This window comes from Qipengyuania sphaerica (assembly GCF_019711595.1).
GTDB classification, from domain to species: Bacteria; Pseudomonadota; Alphaproteobacteria; order Sphingomonadales; family Sphingomonadaceae; genus Qipengyuania; species Qipengyuania sphaerica.
The window spans coordinates 569779-585275 of sequence record NZ_JAIGNR010000001.1 but is presented as its reverse complement, the minus strand read 5'-3'; the positions used below and the strand labels follow the sequence as shown (position 1 = coordinate 585275).

Sequence of the window (15497 nt, the reverse complement as noted above, 5' to 3'; positions counted from 1 at the left end):
AAACTTCCTCTCGAATGGGGGTATTTAAAGTGCCTCGAAGCTGTTGAGCGTGAATACGCTTACAGCGATTCAACGATGGTCACGTTGGCGACGCCGCCGCCTTCGCACATCGTCTGGAGGCCGTATTTCTTGCCGCGCGCCTTGAGCGCGTGGACCAGCGTGGCCATGAGCTTGGTCCCGCTCGCGCCGAGCGGGTGGCCCAGCGCGATCGCGCCGCCGTTGACGTTGAGCTTTTCCGGGTTCGCACCAGTGTGCTTGAGCCACGCCAGTGGCACGGGGGCAAATGCCTCGTTGACCTCGTAAAGGTCGATATCGTCGATCTTCATGCCGGCCCGCTCCAATGCACGGTCGGTGGCGAACAGCGGTTCTTCGAGCATGATCACCGGATCGCCTGCGGTCACGGTGAGGTTATGGATGCGCGCGAGCGGCGTAAGGCCGTATTCCTTGAGCGCCTTTTCGCTCACCACCAGTACCGCGCTCGACCCGTCGCAGATCTGGCTACTCGAAGCAGCCGTGATCGTGCCTTCGGGGCTGAGGAGCTTGACGCCGGCGATGCCATCGAGCGTCGCATCGAAACGGATACCCTCGTCGACCGTGTGCAATTCGGTGCCTTCGGGCGTTTCCACCTCGACCGGCACGATCTCGGCCTCGAATGCGCCGGACCTGGTCGCTTCGATGGCTTTCTCGTGGCTCGACAGCGCGAAGCGGTCGAGATCGTCCTTGGAGAAGCCGTGCTTCTTCACGATCATCTCGGCGCCCATGAACTGGCTCCACTGGATGCCGGGATACTTCTCTTCGAGGCCGGGCGACTTGTAGTTCCCCAGCCCCTCTTTCATGTGGAACATGGCGGTCGAGCCCATCGGCACGCGGGTCATGCTTTCGACACCGCTGGCGATGACCACGTCCTGCGTCCCGCTCATCACGGCCTGCGCGGCGAACTGGATCGCCTGCTGGCTGGAGCCGCACTGGCGGTCGATCGTGACGGCCGGCACGCCTTCGCCGAGATGCTTGGAGGCAAGCACGGCATTGCGCCCGACCTGCATCGCCTGTTCGCCGCCCTGACTGACACAGCCCATCACCACATCGTCGATAGCCTTGGCCTCGAGTCCGCTCCGCTCCATCACGGCATCGAGCGACTTCGCAGCAAGATCGACCGGATGAATACCTGCAAGCCGCCCTCCCCTGCGCCCGCCAGCGGTGCGGACGGCTTCGACGATATAGGCTTCGGGCATGCGGGAATCCTCTTCGGTTGCAATTTGCGACCGGACTATGGCTGGTTTCCGTTTACGTCAAGTGCAGGGCGATTACCCGAGCCTTGGCGCAGGCCGGATCGCTTTTCCCCGGCATCGGCGCAGCTTGTCTTTCAATTGGTTAACGCTCGCAGCGATCAGGCCATCTCCGACTCGCAGGCCGTCCGCGCCTACAAGTCCCGGAGCCAGCTTTTCCGCCGATTTCCGTTTGTTGCAAACAAGCCACAACAAATGTGTCAATTTGTTGAAACGATCAGTTTCCCGTTTACGCAGGCACCCTAGCTGCCGCACTCAGTCACTAGCTGCGTAACCATGCGCCCTGCGCGTATGTTCGAAGCTTTTTTAAGAGAGAAGGATCCGGATTTCCGGATTTTTTATAGGGGATTGATATCTCATGAAGAAATCTACCATTCTGAAGGTCAGTGCTGCACCGACCGTCATCGGCCTTGCGCTGATGGCTGCTCCGGCGTTCGCACAGATCGACGAGGAGGCTGATCCTGGTATTCAGCCGGCCGAGGGGGTCGATGGTGACGAACTGGGCACTTCCGCCCAGCCGATCATTGTTACCGGCTCGCGCATCAAGCAGCCGAACCTGGATTCGGCCAGCCCGGTTACCGTGGTCAGCAACGAAGAATTCGCCATCACGGGTACGACCCGCGTCGAAGACCTCGTCAACTCGCTGCCGCAGGTCTTCGCTTCGGAGTCGGGCCAGCTCGCGAACGGCGCGACCGGTGCTGCAACCATCAACCTCCGCGGTATCGGAACCGAGCGTACGCTGGTCCTGATCAACGGCCGTCGCCTGATGCCGGGTGACCCGACCACGGCTGCTCCCGACATCAACGTGATCCCGGCCGTCATGGTCGAGCGCGTCGACGTCCTTACCGGCGGTGCTTCGTCGGTGTACGGTGCAGACGCCGTTGCCGGTGTTGTCAACTTCGTGATGGATACGGACTTCGAAGGCTTCAAGCTCGACGCCCAGTATTCGGTCTACAACCACAACCAGCGTAATCGCGATGCTTACATCGCAGCTCTCGAAGGCCGCGGCTTCGCTTATCCGAGCGGCACCTCGACCAACGGCGGCACTTTCGATGCCACGCTGGCTTTCGGCACGAGCTTCGATGACGGTCGTGGCCGCGCCACTGCCTACATTGGTTACCGTAACATCAAGGCGGTCACTCAGGCTTCGCGCGACTATTCGGCCTGTGCACTTTCGGCAAACACCGCAGGTAGCGCAACGCCTTACTCGTGCGGTGGCTCGCTCACCTCGCCGACCGGTACCGCGATCTATTACGACACGGTTCCTGATTTCACCGGCCCGGACGGCGAACCCGACGGTATCGATGATTTCACCTCCACTCTGGCAGGTTTCGGCCCGGGTCGTTCGCTGGCCGCGTTCCAGCGCTTCAACTTCGGTCCGTTCAACTACTACCAGCGTCCTGACGAACGTTACACCGCTGGCGTGTTCACGGATTACGAAATCAGCCCTGCGCTGCACCCGTATGCCGAGTTCATGTTCATGGACGACCGCACCGTTGCCCAGATCGCCCCGTCGGGTGACTTCGGTAACACGCTGTCGATCAACTGCGACAACCCGCTTCTGGGCGCAGATCAGTTCGCAGCGCTTTGCGATACCGAAAACCTGCTCGTCAGCGCGGATCCGAACGACGCATTCTCGGTGGTGGGCAACACCCCGGGCGCAACGCCGTTCAACTTCATCGATCCGACCACTGGCGCGACCTACAACCGTGGCTTCCTCCAGCTGCTGCGTCGTAACGTCGAAGGTGGCCCGCGTCGTGACGACCTCCAGCACGTTTCCTACCGTGCGGTGTTCGGCCTGCGTGGCGATCTCAGCCCGGCATGGTCGTATGATGCGTACTACCAGTACGGTCGTACGAACTTCTCGCAGACCTACACGAACGACCTGTCGATCGTGAAGCTGACCCGCGCTCTCGACGTCGTCACCGGCCCCGACGGAACCCCCGTCTGCCGCTCGACGCTCGACGGTACGGATCCGAGCTGCGTTCCTTGGGACATCTTCTCGCCGGGCGACAACCCGCCGAGCGCAGAATCGACCGCTTACCTGGTCACTGCGGGTCTCTCGCGCGGTATCGTCTCGACCCAGGTTGCTTCGGCTTACCTGTCGGGCGCACTGGGTGAATACGGCGTTCGCACGCCGTGGGCATCGGAAGGCGTTGGCCTCGTGATCGGTGCGGAATGGCGCGAAGAATCGCTCGAGTTCTACTCGGACGCTTCGTTCCAGGCTGGCGACCTTTCCGGTCAGGGTGCGGCTACGCTCCCCGTCTCGGGCAAGTTCGACGTGAAGGAAATCTTCACCGAAGTCCGTCTCCCGCTCGTCCAGGATAGCTGGCTCGACGATTTCACCATCACGGCTGGTTATCGTTACTCCGACTATTCGACCGGTGCGACGACCGACACCTACAAGATCGAAGGCGAACTGTCGCCGACCCCGGATTTCACCATCCGCGGCGGTTACAACCGTGCAGTCCGCGCACCCACGGTGCAGGACCTCTTCGCTCCGATCCGTGTCGCTCTGAACGGCTCGACCGATCCGTGCGCAGACTTCGTGATCACGGCAGCCGACACCGGCTGTCTTGCACAGGGTCTCAGCGTCGGCCAGATCGTCGGCTCGAACCCCGCAGAGCAGTATAACGGCCTGATCGGTGGCAACCCGGATCTTACTCCGGAAATCGCCGACACCTATACTGCCGGTGTGGTTCTGACCCCGACGTTCCTGCCGGGCTTCAGCGCCAGCGTCGACTGGTTCAAGATCGACCTCGAGGACGCAATCCAGGGCTACGGTCAGGACACTATCCTTGGCACCTGCACCAGAACCGCTGATCCGTTCTTCTGCGGTCTCATCAACCGTGACGGTTCGGGTTCGATCTGGCGTTCGAACCTCGGTTATGTCGAAGACATCCAGTACAACGTGGGTGGCATCGGCACCGAAGGTGTCGACGTCCAGGCCGGTTACTCGAGCCAGATTGGCGACGCAGGTCGTCTGAGCCTGAGCTTCGTCGGCACCTACCTGATGTCGCTGACGCTCGATCCGGGCTTCGACGCCGCACCTGAGTATGACTGTGCCGGCCTGTTCGGTAACACCTGCTCGGCCGGTATCCTGAGCTGGGGTCCGAATCCCGAATGGCGTCACCAGGCTCGTGTGGGCTTCGACTTCGCCAACGGCTTCGGCACTTCGGTTCGCTGGCGTTACTACGGTGCCGTCGATAACGAGGATGGTGTCGCTGGCGGCCCGTTCCCTGGCAATCCTCCGGCTCGCCCGGGCAATGCCGGTTTCGACGCCGTCAACTACTTCGATCTCGCACTCACCTACGAGATCGGCGACAACTACGCTTTCCGTCTGGGTGCCAACAACATCTTCGACAAGGAGCCGCCGCTGGTTGGTTCGCAGTCCTGCCCGTCGGGTCCGTGTAACGGTAACACGTACGCGGCAACCTACGACGCGCTTGGTCGTTACATCTACGCAGGCGTGACGCTTGAATTCTAAGCTTCATTCCTACTAGTAAGGAGATGGCGGGCCCTCGGGTCCGCCATTTTCTTTTGTGCCTCATTCTTGCGGGCCTTACGACGAGACACGATGAAACGCGCACAAGCCCGCAGCACGGTTAAATCGCTGGTCAAAAGCGATGCGCAGACCGCCTTCGTTGCCGGGCTGTCGGTCCTCAAGGCGGGCCACGCCGACATATTGCTCCCCGCCGCGCAAAGGCTGGCCACGAAACACCCCGGCGATGTCCGGTTCCAGCAAATGCTGGGCCTGGCTGCGCGCAGCCTGGGCGAGAGCGACCTCGCCTATCGATCTTTCACGCGCGCAAGCCAATTGGCACCCAACGACCCGCTGATCGCCCATTCCAACGCACGCACGGCTCTCGAAGCGGGCAAACCCGCGCTCGAGTTGTTTGAGGCCGCTGGCCGCCTTGCGCCATCGAACGGCGATGTCATCCGCGGAATTGCCGCTGCCCGCCTGCACGAACGATCGCCGCAGGATGCGCTGCAATTCCTCGAGCAGGTTCTCGCCGCCAACCCCCTGTGGACCGACGGCCACCGCGATGCGGCGCATCTGCGCGGCCAGCTCGGCCTGGACCCGCTTGCGACGATCGAAGGCGCCATCGCCAGCCATCCCGCGGTTGAGGAGCTGCACCTCCTGGCAATCAATACGGCGCTTGAGACATTGGACCCGCAAGCCGCGCAAAGACTCGGCGAGAATGCCGGGAAGCGCGGATTTGCGAACCCTGCTTTCCGGATTTTTTCCGCCCATATCGCATCCGAGCTCGGCGAGCTTGAGACTGCGGGCGAGATATTTGCCCGCTGCGATACGACCTCGCGCATTGCGGACGCTTCCTATCACGCCCGCTACCTTCTTCGCGCCGGCCGCCCCGAGGATACGGCGCGGTTTCTCGAACCGCTGATTTCGCGCGACCGCGAGCATCATCTCTGGCCCTACCTCTCGCTTGCGTGGAGGCTAACCGGCGACGAGCGCTGGTCATGGCTCGAAGGCGACGAGGAACTTGTCGGGGTCTACGATCTCTCTTCCGACTTCGCGAAGATACCCGGCCTTGCAGATCACCTGCGCGCGATGCATTTCGCCAAGAGCCAGCCACTGGGCCAGTCCGTACGGGGAGGAACCCAGACCGACGGCCATCTCCTGCTCCGCCTCGACGAACCGATCATACAACTGCGCAAGTTGCTCCAGCGTACGGTCCGCAAGCATATCGCGAACCTGCCTGACCATCGTGAAGGGCATCCTACGCTGCTCAAGGATCGCTCGCCTGCCCTGTTCTCGGGCTCGTGGTCGGTGCGATTGACGGATGGCGGATTCCACTCGGACCATGTCCATTCGAAGGGCTGGTTCAGCTCGGCACTATACGTTTCGCTGCCCGACAGCCTTGGCGATGGTACCGGGGAAGATCATCCCGGTTGGCTGTCGCTCGGCGAATGCCGTGACGTCGTGCCGGACCTCGCTCCCGTGCGTCTGATAGAGCCGCGGACAGCGCGCCTCGTACTCTTTCCATCGACCATGTGGCATGGTACCCGCCGCTTCCCGTCCGGCGAGCGCCTCACGGTCGCATTCGACATCGCCCGCCCCCTCCAGGATAACGAGCTTACTTGACCATGTCCGCCTCTGCGCCTCCTCCTCCTCCCCAGCTCATGGCCGCCATGCAGGCAATGCGTTCGGGCAATCTGCCCGCCGCGCTGGCCGCTGCCGAAACGGCGCTCGAAGGTGATGGCGATCGCGCGCCTTTCCTTGCTCTCGGCAGCCTCGCCGCCCTGCGCATGGGACAGCCGGACAAGGCTATCCCGATGCTGCGCGAACTGATCGTGCTCAATCCCGAAGACCGTCCGAGCCGCAACAATCTCGCAGCGGCGCTGGTGGAAATAGGCGACTTCGACGGCGCGCTTGAGATTTCGGCAGGACAGGCCGATCCCGCGCTGGCGCGTATCGAGGGATATGTGCACCAGCAGCGGGGCGACGAGGCAAAGGCCGCTCTTGCCTACCAGCGCGCAATCGATGGTGATGCTGCCGACCTCGCCAGCCTCAACAACCTTGCCAATATCCGCACCGGCCAAGAACGCTTCGACGAGGCGATCGCCCTGTTCGAACGCGCCATCACGCTCGCCCCGGCAGACGTGAACATCTATCTCAATCTTGGCGACTGCCTCCGGATCGCCGATCGCGCGACCCCGCGCGTCAAGGTGCTGCAGGATGCGCGCTCCATTGCACCGGACGACGGCCGCGTGCTGACCGAACTGGGCATGGCGCTGACCCATGCAGACGATCTCGAAGGTGCGCTGCCGATATTGCGCCGAGCAATCGAATTGTCGGATGATTTCGGCGAGGCACATGTCGAATACGGCATGATCCTGGAAAAGCTGAACCGGTTGGACGAGCTGGCCGAATTCGTCGCGCGCTACGACAACGACCAGGCCCCGCCCGAAGCGACTTATCTCTTCGCCTGGGAAGCGCGCCGAGCAGGCGACTTCGAGAAGGCAGCAGAACTGGCCGACATGATCCCGGACTACGTGCTGCCGAACCACCGCTGGCACCTTGTCGGCGGGATTGCCGACCGGCTTGGTAACACCGACAAGGCTTTTGCGGCATTCGAGAAAATGAATGCCGCCGCGCAGAATGTCGCGCGCCCGCTGTCCGGCCCCAGCTACCGCGAGCAGGTGAAAGCCGATCTGGAGCTTTGGACCAAGCAATGGCGCGAAAGCTGGTCCGAGCCTGACGTACCATCCGACGCCATGCGCGATCCGATCTTCCTGGTCGGTTTCCCGCGCTCTGGCACCACGCTGCTAGATACCATGCTGATGGGGCTGGACGAGCTCAGCGTGCTCGAGGAACGTCCGATGGTCGCGCGGATACGATCGCTCACCCGGGGCGAGGATTTGGCCAAGATGGACGCAGACCGCATCGCGGAACTGCGCTCGACCTATTTCGAGCTCGCCCGTGCAGAGGGCTATGACGACAGCCGCTGGCTGGTCGACAAGCACCCGCTCAACATGCAGCGTGTGCCGCTGATCAAGCGGCTTTTTCCGCAAGCACGCTTCATCCTCGCCGAGCGCCATCCCTATGACGTGGTGCTCAGCTGTTTCATGGCGAATTTCCGCGGCAATATTGCCATGCGCAGTTTCACCGATCTTGAAGAGGCTGCAAAGACCTACGACGCAGTCTGGCAGGCGTGGCATCGCGCGCTCGATCTGTTCGATGTCGACTGGCGTGCAGTTCGTTACGAGCGGCTGGTCCAGGACCCGCGGGCAGAACTGGAGCCGCTGGTCGAGTGGCTCGACCTCGAGTGGAACGACAGGATGGTCGACCACACCGAAACCGCAAAAAACCGCGGTCGTGTCCGCACCGCCAGCTACGCGCAGATCGGGGAAGGCCTTTACACCCACGCCAGCGAGCGCTGGCGCCGGTATGAGGGCCACCTCGAACCGGTCCTGCCGATCCTGAAGCCCTGGGCCGAACGGATGGACTACGCGCCTAACTAGGCGACATTGTCAGCGGCGACATTACGGGTCGCGCACCGGGAGAAGGCGAGGTCAGTTGCCCGAGTGTGGCTTCGACTGCGTTTTCTGGTTGATGTCCCGCGCGATTTCCGCCCGATCGCGTTTGACCTGGCTTTCGCGACGGCAGACTCGCTTTTCGCCCAGGCGCGATCCCGTCAAGCGGATCGTCTTGCAGATGACCGGATCGGGTTCGTCGCTGATGGTGTCCCCCTTGCCCTCGCCTTCGACGACGATCTCCCGACCTTTTTCTTCTTCTTCCTGGCCAAGCGCCGGAGCAGCCAACGGCAATATCGCTGCCGCCATTACTGTACCCAGAACGCGGATTTTGGTCGTCATCATTCGGAATCTCCCGTTATTGATGCGAGCCTAACTTGAAAGACCACGAAAATACAATATTCATCCGGAAATCTCTTTCATTAGAATTCCCTCATGGAAAAATGGCATTGGCGCGCGGGAACGGTGGACCTATGCTCCGCATCGACGAGAGGAGCGTTTGAAATGGATCAGAGAAGACTTCGCACAACCCGCGCACGGGCCGGACTGCTGGCTTGTTCCGCATTCATGGCGAGTGCCTGGGCTGCGCCGGTTCATGCCCAGGACGGGGCCGAGCCTTCGCCGACCCATATCGACACGCTCAGGGCGTGCCAGGCGATCGCCGATCCAACCGCGCGCCTTGCGTGTTTCGACGAAGCTGCCGCCACACTGATCACCTCGGCCGATGCAGGAGATCTGCGGATTGTCGATCGGCAGGAAGTGCGCGAGACGCGGCGCAAGCTGTTCGGGTTCTCGCTTCCCGACCTTGGCATTTTCGGCAAGCGCAAGGGCAGCGAAGATGCGGCCGACGAGGAAGAGATCGACGAAATCGAAACCACGATTGCAGCGGTCTCGGGCTCGCATTCGGGCGGCTATCTGATCGAAACGCAGGAAGGCGCGGTCTGGCGGATTTCCGACGTGCCGAACCGTTTGCTCAAGCCCAAGGTAGGCGACACGCTATTGATCAAGAGCGGCGCACTGTCGTCCTATTTCCTGAGGATCGGAAAGCAGGGAGGGGTCAAGGCGAATCGCATCCGGTGACAGATGGTCGCGAAGGAACGATGCGCAAACTGCCTCTTAACCGCCCGCCGGTTTGCGGGCCGGAGTTAACCTTCGCCAATTCTGCCACATACATTTCCGGAGGAGAGTCGTCACCGAAATGTCCCCGTGTGATATTTTTGTGACTGCCTCGCAGCTAATTCAGCGTTAGCAGTGGGGCAGGTTGCGTAAACCGCTTTTGGTTGCTTTGAATACGGCTTCGACCGGATTGGGCCGGTCAGCTTAGGGGACTGTTCCAAATGAACATGAGAAATACGCTAGTTTCCGTCGGTGGACGGACAGCGCTTTACGCCAGTGCCGGCCTTGCCGCCCTGGCATTTTCGACCGCAGCTTATTCGCAGGATTCCGATGACGATGTCGATTCGCCGGCAGTCGAGGAAATCGAAGAGCAGGTTGCAGAAGAAGGCCTGGTAAACGCAGAAGGCGGCGATAACGCGATTGTCGTCACCGGTTCGCGCATCCGTCGCGACGAATTTTCTGCGATCGAGCCGATCACCGTCATCACTGCAGAAGAAGTGACGCAGGCAGGCTTCGCCAATGCCACCGACGCGCTGCAGAGCCAGGCAGTTGCTGCCGGTTCGTCGATCGACGGCAACTTCCGCGCAGGCTTCATCACCGATGGTGGTACGGGCATCAACACGATCGGCCTTCGCAATCTCGGGCCGGGCCGTACACTCGTGCTTCTGAACGGCCACCGCCTTTCCCCCGCCGGTGTCGGCGGCTCGGTCGGCTCGGTCGACTTGAACACGATCCCGACCGCTATCCTCCAGCGCATCGAAGTGCTGAAGGCCGGCGCATCGTCGATTTACGGTTCGGACGCGATCGGCGGCGTTATCAACGCCATCACCAACACCAACCTCGACGGACTGGTCGTCGATGCGTCGGTCAACGTGCCCGAAATCGGTGCCGGGATCTCGACGCGCGCGGCTATTTCGTTCGGCAAGCAGATGGATCGTTTCCGCTTCCTGGGCTCGGTTGAATATTTCAATCGCGAAGAAATCCAGGAAGGCGACGTTTCCTACACCAGCTGCCCGATCAACGGCCAGCTGACCGGCGAAGGCTCTGCTTTCGGTTCGGCCGACCCGGTCGATGCCTTTGGTCGCAACGGCCCCGAAGGAGTCCAGTGCTACACGATCCGCAACGGCGGTACGACGATCAACACCGTCGGCCTTCCCAGGCAATCGGGCATCGATAGGGTCACTGGGGAAGTCGTCCCCTTCATTGGCGGCAACACCGGATTCAACCGCTTCGTGCCCGCTCCCGGAACGCCCAGCTTGCCAGATGGTGAAGGTGGCTTCACGCCAGCCGGCTTCCTTGGTGTGGGCCTTGACAATCGCGATCTTTACGATCCTCGTTACCTGCAGACCACCTTGCTCACCCCAGCCGAGACCATCACCGGCTATCTCGAGCTCGGTTACGAACTTGACATTCTCGGCAACGCCGAAATCTATTCGGAAACGCTGCTTACCCAGCGTAAGTCGAGCAACACCTTCACGCGTCAGTTGCTCATCGACTATCTCGTCGGCAGCGAGCTGCTTCCCGCAGAACTGCGCGATGGGGTCTTCCTTGCCGCTGGCGACACCACGACCGGCTTCCAGCCGATCGCCGTACGTACCTTCATCGGTGCAGGCCTCTTCACGAACACGCAGGAAGTCGACTTCTCGCGCTTCGCAGGCGGCCTTCGCGGTGACTTCTTCTTCGACGGATGGCGTTACGACCTCTACGCGAGCAAGTCGTTCAGCGACGGTGAAGTCAACCAGCTGGTCGAAGTCGAACCCAACCTCGCCCGTTCGGTCAATGTCGTATCGGATGGCTTCGGCGGTTTCGTTTGTGCCGAGACGGCTGACCCGAACTGCGTCCCGGCTCCGGCCTTCTCGCCCGAAGTCGTGGCAGGCAACCTTCCGCAGGACTTCCTGAACTACGTCTACCAGCCCGACACGAGCGTTACGAAGTATCGCGAAACGATCCTTTCGGCGTTCGTCGACGGTCCGCTGTTCGAACTTCCGGGCGGCGACATTCAGCTCGGCCTTGGTGCAGAATACCGTACGAACTCGATCAACGACCAGCCTGGTCCGCTTCGCGTCAATTCCGGTTCTGCTTCGCCGACCGTGGGCTCGGACAGCGTCTGGGAAGCTTTCGGCGAAATCTTCCTGCCGCTCCTTTCGGACGTACCGTTTGCCTATGCGCTGAACGTCAACGCATCGGCTCGTTACACCGACTATGAATCCTATGGTGGCGACTGGACCTACAAGGTTGCGGGCGAATACCAGCCGGCCGAATTCATCGGCTTCCGTGCCAGCTACGGTACCTCGTACCGTGCACCGGCGCTGTACGAGCAGTTCCTCGGCGCTAGCTCGGGCTTCCTCGCTCAGAGCACCGACCCGTGCGACTTCCTGACCAGCCCTCCGACTGGTGCGGCGTTGACGAACTGCACCACCGAAGGCCTCAATGGGTTTATTCAGAACTCGCCTGTTCGGGTGAACCGTTTGGGCGGGGCCGCTTCGGGCCTTGCTGCTGAAACCTCGGACAACCTGAGCGTCGGCGTGGTTCTCCAGCCGCCGCTACCGTCCTCGCTTGGCGATCTTTCGATTGCAGTCGATTACTTCGACACGAACATCGAAAACGGTGTGAACCTCGTGACCGCCGGCACCGTGCTCAGCCTGTGCTACGACCAGGTCGGCGGCTTCCAGCCGGGCCAGGGCCTGTGCCGTAACGTTTCGCGCGATGCTGCCAATGCCCTTACAGTTGTCACCGGCTACCAGAACCTCTCGCGGTTCGGTGTCGAGGGCATCGAAGGCAACCTGCGCTATTCGGTCGATCTTGGTGACGTGAACCTTCGCCTCAACGCGAATGTCACCAAGTATCTCGAGCAGACCACGGCAAGCCTTCCGACCGACTTCGAAGTCGACTTCAACGACTCGATCGGCGCGCCCGAGTGGGTCGGTGTCTTCGATGCGACCCTGGGTTGGAGCAATGTCGAACTTCGCTATGGCCTGACCTGGGTCGGCGACGTGGACAGCTCGGACGAGTTCGTCTGCACCGACAGCGAGACCGGCCAGCCTTTCTTCGAAGGCTGTGACCAGATCGTCCGTGATAACTACCTGTTGGACATCGACGATTACTTTACGCACGACGCGTCGGTGCGGTTCAAGTTCGACGACTTCATCCTGAACATGGGTGTCCGCAACCTGACCGACAAGCAGCCTCCGCGTATTACCTCGTTCGGTAACTTCGGTGTTCTGTACAGCACGGTCGGCCGCAGCAACGTTCCGGTGGATTCGAACTACGACTTCATCGGTCGCCAGTGGTTCGTGAACACCACCTTCCAGTTCTAAGCTTCGGCTTCGGACAAAAAGAAGGGGCCCCGGGAAACCGGGGCCCCTTTTTCGTGGACCGCTGATTTTTATGCGCCCGATCTACCTTGTGCGCGGACTCTGGTGTCGTTCTCAGACGACCGTCATCTCCAGCGCGCCGTCCCCCTCGTCGATCTTGACGGTCGAACCGTCCGGCACCTTGCCCGACAGGATCATGTCGGCGAGCGGGTCCTGCACATAGCGCTGCACCGCACGCTTCAGCGGACGCGCACCGTAGACCGGATCGTACCCAACCCGGCCGAGCCACTTCTTGGCCGCCTCGGTCAGGTCGAGTTCGATCTTGCGATCCTTGAGCAGCTTCTGCACACGCGCGACCTGGATATCGACGATCGGCGCCATGTGCTCCTGCGCGAGGCGGTGGAACAGGATGATTTCGTCCAGCCGGTTGAGGAATTCGGGGCGGAAATGCCCGCGCACCACGTCCATCACCTGCGGTTCGACATCCTCGACCTTCTGACCGTCGTCCATGTTGGCGAGATATTGGCTGCCGAGATTCGAGGTCAGGATGATCAGCGTGTTCGAGAAATCGACCACCCTGCCCTGCCCGTCGGTCAGGCGTCCGTCGTCGAGCACCTGCAGCAGCACGTTGAAGACATCGCTGTGCGCCTTCTCGACCTCGTCGAACAGCACGACCTGATAGGGCCTGCGCCGCACGGCTTCGGTCAGCACGCCGCCCTCTTCGTAACCGACATAGCCCGGAGGCGCGCCGATTAGGCGGGCGACCGCGTGCTTTTCCATGAACTCGCTCATGTCGATGCGGACCATCGCCTGGTCGTCGTCGAACAGGAATCCGGCGAGCGCCTTGGTCAGCTCGGTCTTGCCGACGCCGGTGGGGCCGAGGAACAGGAAGCTGCCGAGCGGACGCCCCGGATCCTGGAGGCCGGCACGCGCGCGGCGCACGGCCTTGGAGACGGCATCGATCGCCTGGCTCTGCCCGATCACCCGCTTCGACAGGATATTCTCCATATCGAGCAGTTTCTCGCGCTCGCCTTCCATCATCTTGTCGACCGGAATGCCGGTCCAGCGTGACACCACGCCAGCGATATCGTCCTCGGTGACTTCCTCGCGCAGCAGCGCGTTATCGGTCTGGCCGCTGGCTTCCTCGAGCTTCTTTTCCAGCTCGGGAATCTTGCCGTATTGCAGCTCGCCCGCCTTGGCGAGATCGCCTGCACGCTGCGCCTGTTCAAGTTCGAGGCGTGCGGCATCGAGCTCTTCCTTGATCCGCGCCTCGGCATGGATCTTGTCGCGCTCGTTCTGCCAGCGGGTGGTGAGCTCGCTGGATTGCTGTTCGAGGTCCGCCAGTTCCTTGCGCAGGTTCTCGAGGCGCTCTTTCGACGCGCTGTCGGTTTCCTTTTGGAGCGCCTGCTCTTCGATCCGCAGCTGGATGATGCGTCGGTCGAGGCCTTCGATCTCTTCGGGCTTGCTCTCCACTTCCATGCGGATGCGCGAGGCTGCCTCGTCCATCAGGTCGATCGCCTTGTCGGGCAGGAAGCGGTTCTGGATGTAGCGGTTGCTGAGCTGCGCGGCGGCCACGATCGCACCGTCGGTGATGCGCACGCCGTGGTGAAGCTCGTACTTGTCCTTGATCCCGCGAAGGATCGAAATCGTGTCTTCGACGCTGGGCTCGTCGATATAGACCGACTGGAAACGCCGCTGGAGCGCGGGGTCCTTTTCGACATATTTCTGGTATTCGTCGAGCGTGGTCGCGCCGATGCAGTGCAGCTCGCCGCGTGAAAGGGCCGGCTTCAGGAGGTTGGACGCATCCATGCTACCCTCGCTCGCGCCCGCACCGATCAGCGTGTGCATTTCATCGATGAAGAGGATGATCTGGCCTTCGGCGCCTTTCACCTCGTCGAGCACGGCCTTGAGCCGCTCCTCGAACTCGCCGCGATATTTCGCGCCCGCGATCAGTGCGCCCATGTCGAGCGCCATGAGCGTGCGGCCCTTGAGGCTGTCGGGTACGTCGCCATTGGCGATACGCAGTGCGAGGCCCTCGGCAATGGCGGTCTTGCCGGTGCCGGGCTCACCGATCAGGGCGGGGTTGTTCTTCGTGCGACGGGCGAGGATCTGCACCGTACGGCGGATTTCCTCGTCGCGGCCGATCACGGGATCGAGCTTGCCGTCGCGTGCCGCCTGCGTGAGGTCGCGCGCGTATTTCTTCATCGCGTCGTAGGCGTCTTCCGCGCCTGCGCTATCGGCGGTGCGGCCGCCTGTCGCCTCCTGAATGGCACCCTCAAGCGATTTTGCATCGACTCCGGCCGCCTTCAGTGCGCGGCCCGCATCATTTTCCGCTAGCGCAAGTGCCTGCAGGATGCGCTGGACCGGCACGAAACTGTCGCCCGCCTTCTCGGCCAGTTGCTCGGCCTGGTCGAGCGCCCGAACGGCGTCATTGTCGAGCCCCGGCGTCGCTTGCGCTCCGCCACCGGACACGGCAGGGACCTTGCCCAATGCCGTATCTACCTCGGTGATCGCCACGCCCGCATTCCCGCCTGCACGCTGGATGAGCTGCGCGGCCATGCCCTGCTCGTCGTCGAGCAGCGCCTTGAGCAAATGCGCAGGTGAAATGCGCTGGTGGTTCATGCGGATCGCGACCGTCTGCGCGGCCTGCAGGAAGCCCTTGGCGCGGTCGGTGAATTTTTCGAGATTCATCGGTGGAATTGCCCCCTCGGGATTGGTGATACCGCATCGATATAGTGTTGCACTTTGGCCACACAAGTCCTCCCCACCTGCAAATAATCAG

Annotated in this window: 8 protein-coding genes; 5 read left to right on the top strand and 3 right to left on the bottom strand. The window is 61.9% G+C overall.

What is annotated here, in order from left to right; genetic code table 11:
* Nucleotides 1–59 precede the first annotated feature (59 nt).
* Entirely contained in the window at nucleotides 60–1232 is a 1173-nt protein-coding gene (locus tag K3178_RS02955; protein ID WP_221569886.1) for an acetyl-CoA C-acetyltransferase, read from the bottom strand.
* Nucleotides 1233–1644: 412 nt separating this feature from the next.
* Between K3178_RS02955 and K3178_RS02950 the strand changes: the two genes are divergently transcribed.
* From K3178_RS02950 to K3178_RS02940, 3 genes are all read left to right on the top strand, one after another.
* Nucleotides 1645–4773 (top strand): TonB-dependent receptor domain-containing protein, encoded by a 3129-nt coding sequence (locus K3178_RS02950; RefSeq protein WP_221569885.1) that lies wholly within the window; start codon nucleotides 1645–1647, stop codon nucleotides 4771–4773.
* 90 nt (nucleotides 4774–4863) lie between these two features.
* Nucleotides 4864–6393, top strand: a complete 1530-nt coding sequence (locus K3178_RS02945) for a 2OG-Fe(II) oxygenase family protein (RefSeq protein WP_221569884.1) — start codon at nucleotides 4864–4866, stop codon at nucleotides 6391–6393.
* 2 nt (nucleotides 6394–6395) lie between these two features.
* The gene (locus tag K3178_RS02940; RefSeq protein ID WP_221569883.1) at nucleotides 6396–8273 is read left to right on the top strand and encodes a tetratricopeptide repeat-containing sulfotransferase family protein; all 1878 of its coding nucleotides are present in this window, start codon (nucleotides 6396–6398) and stop codon (nucleotides 8271–8273) included.
* A 51-nt stretch (nucleotides 8274–8324) separates the two neighbouring features.
* On the opposite strand, the gene K3178_RS02935 is transcribed toward K3178_RS02940, so the two are convergent.
* Nucleotides 8325–8630, bottom strand: coding sequence for a hypothetical protein (locus K3178_RS02935; protein ID WP_221569882.1), 306 nt, complete (start codon nucleotides 8628–8630; stop codon nucleotides 8325–8327).
* Nucleotides 8631–8789: 159 nt separating this feature from the next.
* On the opposite strand from K3178_RS02935, the gene K3178_RS02930 reads away from it, so the two are divergent.
* Together K3178_RS02930 and K3178_RS02925 are read left to right on the top strand one after the other, a co-directional pair.
* Nucleotides 8790–9365, top strand: coding sequence for a hypothetical protein (locus tag K3178_RS02930; protein ID WP_221569881.1), 576 nt, complete (start codon nucleotides 8790–8792; stop codon nucleotides 9363–9365).
* A 257-nt stretch (nucleotides 9366–9622) separates the two neighbouring features.
* On the top strand, nucleotides 9623–12718 hold the full coding sequence (locus tag K3178_RS02925) for a TonB-dependent receptor domain-containing protein (RefSeq protein ID WP_247713492.1): 3096 nt from the start codon (nucleotides 9623–9625) through the stop codon (nucleotides 12716–12718).
* A gap of 111 nt (nucleotides 12719–12829) precedes the next feature.
* Here the strand turns inward: K3178_RS02925 and clpB are convergent, their stop codons facing one another.
* A complete protein-coding gene (gene clpB / locus K3178_RS02920) occupies nucleotides 12830–15406 on the bottom strand; it encodes an ATP-dependent chaperone ClpB (protein ID WP_221569880.1) in 2577 nt (858 codons plus the stop codon).
* Nucleotides 15407–15497 lie beyond the last annotated feature (91 nt).

Bases quoted from the DNA above. Each gene is read 5' to 3' on its own strand.
- K3178_RS02955 (WP_221569886.1), bottom strand. From the start codon at position 1,232: ATGCCCGAAGCCTATATCGTCGAAGCCGTCCGCACCGCTGGCGGGCGC.
- K3178_RS02950 (WP_221569885.1), top strand. From the start codon at position 1,645: ATGAAGAAATCTACCATTCTGAAGGTCAGTGCTGCACCGACCGTCATC.
- K3178_RS02945 (WP_221569884.1), top strand. From the start codon at position 4,864: ATGAAACGCGCACAAGCCCGCAGCACGGTTAAATCGCTGGTCAAAAGC.
- K3178_RS02940 (WP_221569883.1), top strand. From the start codon at position 6,396: ATGTCCGCCTCTGCGCCTCCTCCTCCTCCCCAGCTCATGGCCGCCATG.
- K3178_RS02935 (WP_221569882.1), bottom strand. From the start codon at position 8,630: ATGATGACGACCAAAATCCGCGTTCTGGGTACAGTAATGGCGGCAGCG.
- K3178_RS02930 (WP_221569881.1), top strand. From the start codon at position 8,790: ATGGATCAGAGAAGACTTCGCACAACCCGCGCACGGGCCGGACTGCTG.
- K3178_RS02925 (WP_247713492.1), top strand. From the start codon at position 9,623: ATGAACATGAGAAATACGCTAGTTTCCGTCGGTGGACGGACAGCGCTT.
- clpB (WP_221569880.1), bottom strand. From the start codon at position 15,406: ATGAATCTCGAAAAATTCACCGACCGCGCCAAGGGCTTCCTGCAGGCC.